We start from the raw sequence: 2,262 nt of genomic DNA on the forward strand, positions 1-2,262 counted from the left end.
ATCAAAATCAAGACTTGAAATAATTCTGTTTTTATCTTGATTATCTTTATATAAAGTTGCTGGATAAAAATCATCATACTTATAATAAAATGCGCCCGAATGACCTCGTTGCGACTTGACTAGAACATTTAATGGATCACGCCAATCATAATTTAAAAAACCAGCATCTGTAATGATCGGGATACCATCATACCAATAAAAATAGATGTATCATCAAGGTGTTTATGAGTAGTTGATGATAATCCACACTTCATGGAAAAATATCTACTCCTGAGTTTCTTATGTTTATATGAATAAAAGCCGCTATCTGAAGAATAAAATTCACCAAATTCTAATGGTTCAGCTAATTTTTGTCGGGTTAAATTTCCATCACCTAAAGGAGGTAATTCACCATTAGGTAGAGCAACTAAATTCAAGGTTTTTTTTGGCAACATCTAATATCTTAGATAAATCATCCATGAGACTTAGATAGTGCGCTTCATATTTTGATAAAAATCTTAACTCGAAAATTTGCTGAACTAAAAATTTAATATAAAATTTATGATAACTGTGTGTATTCTCATTACATAAGCCAGAACTATCAAATGCACCATTTAAGATTTCTACTAATCTCTTAGAAGCTAATTTAACTAGCTTATTTCTTTTCTTAAATGGCATGTCTAAAAATAAAGGCACATGCAATAATGCAGAAGCGAGCATCATTCCATGGTTATTATTAGCAATATTACCTGGTAAAATAGACCAATTAATTAAATATGGAAGAATTTTAGTTATCTTATCCTTGCTTGTGATTTCTTCATCTGGCTGTAATAGTAAGTAGGTTAAATTTCTTATTTGCTCTGCTACCAAGTGGTCACGAGACGTTAATGTATCAAAGATATCCTCACATTTTTTAGACTTAATAAACTCATAATAATTATCAATATATTTATTAACAAAATTATAATCTTGATATTGATTGTAGATAATTCTTAACCAAGCCAGAGAATGGTACCATAGCATTGTGCTCTGATATTGAGGTGTAGTGTTAACATCGAATGTATTATCTACTTTTATTTCTAATTTTATGCCAAATTTATTTGGAGTAACTGCATCATATACATCATTAATAGTACTGTACTGTATATTCCAATTAGGACTAATATCTTTATTTCTTAGCTTAAGATAAGTTTGATAATCATCTTTACATAAAAGCATATATTTTATCCTTAAAATAATTAACTATTATACATACTGTAATCAGCAAAAGCCCTGAGCCTTGAAGCTAATGATGATCTATTTCTTGGACTATGTTCTTTAGCCCAACATATTAATTCAAATAAATCATCATTAATTAAAAATGAAAATATATTGTTTTTTTCTTTTAAAATCGCCAACGACTTTTCTATTTCCATATCTAAAAATGACTCAAAATTCCAATCAGGAAAAGAAGGAATTATAGGTCTTTGGAAAAATCTCAAATCACTAATGTGTTTTAAAAATTTCAGGGGCTGGGGTAATCTTTTTCACATCATTATTAACTCTAGTTAAGTGATACGATGAATTAAAAATCCTTTCATCAGTAGGTGAATCGAACTCAATATATGCAAGCTCATCATTAAAAACCTAATAACGTCAAAAGTACACGACCTGTCATTTGTTCATTTAGAGGTAATGAGCGAGAAGCTTCTAATAAGGAAGGAGTAGTTGCGACATTTAAGGTATACATTGACTCTGGTATGGATTGTCTTTGCGCAAAATGAAACCGATTTCTAAAATTTAAATAATGGGCATCAAGTTTATGGCCAATTTTTTTCCTGGTAATTTTTGAAAAGTTTCTAATAATGAATCTATATAATATGAAAAAATTCTCTTCCATATCGTTTATCTTTATATTTAAGAAGAAATTCTGATATATAATCATCTGAACTATATAATGTAGAATCTACTGAATCAAATAGCATTGGTCTCCAATATTCACGGTAAAGTTCTCCACCTCCACCCAATATTCTAATACTTGGAATTTTAGATAATGAATATCGCGGTTGTAAATCAGCTGGAGTAATCCAATGATATGTCCCAAAAATCTGAGATCGTCGTCTTTCTAGATTTTGATCTATAGTATACAAAGAATAGCCTATTGGAATAGGACGTTCCTGATAGCTACCTCCATATTTTTTTACTAAGGCCGTGGCTATATTTAGATCAGCTATCAAACCTGGTGAAGTTGGATTTGGAATAGTATTAAAAATACATCCTTTATCCTTCCTGAAGCAAGTAAAG

2 protein-coding genes are annotated in these 2,262 nt (G+C 29.9%); both read right to left on the reverse strand.

Annotated elements, in window-relative coordinates:
- Nucleotides 1–393 precede the first annotated feature (393 nt).
- On the reverse strand, nucleotides 394–1,197 hold the full coding sequence (locus HPC37_RS10680; RefSeq protein ID WP_208123091.1) for a hypothetical protein: 804 nt from the start codon (nucleotides 1,195–1,197) through the stop codon (nucleotides 394–396).
- Between the two features lie 632 nt (nucleotides 1,198–1,829).
- On the reverse strand, nucleotides 1,830–2,262 hold a 433-nt coding region (locus tag HPC37_RS10685; protein WP_208123092.1), incomplete at its 5' end, for a hypothetical protein.

Source organism: Spirabiliibacterium mucosae, assembly GCF_014884965.1.
Taxonomy (GTDB): Bacteria; Pseudomonadota; Gammaproteobacteria; order Enterobacterales; family Pasteurellaceae; genus Spirabiliibacterium; species Spirabiliibacterium mucosae.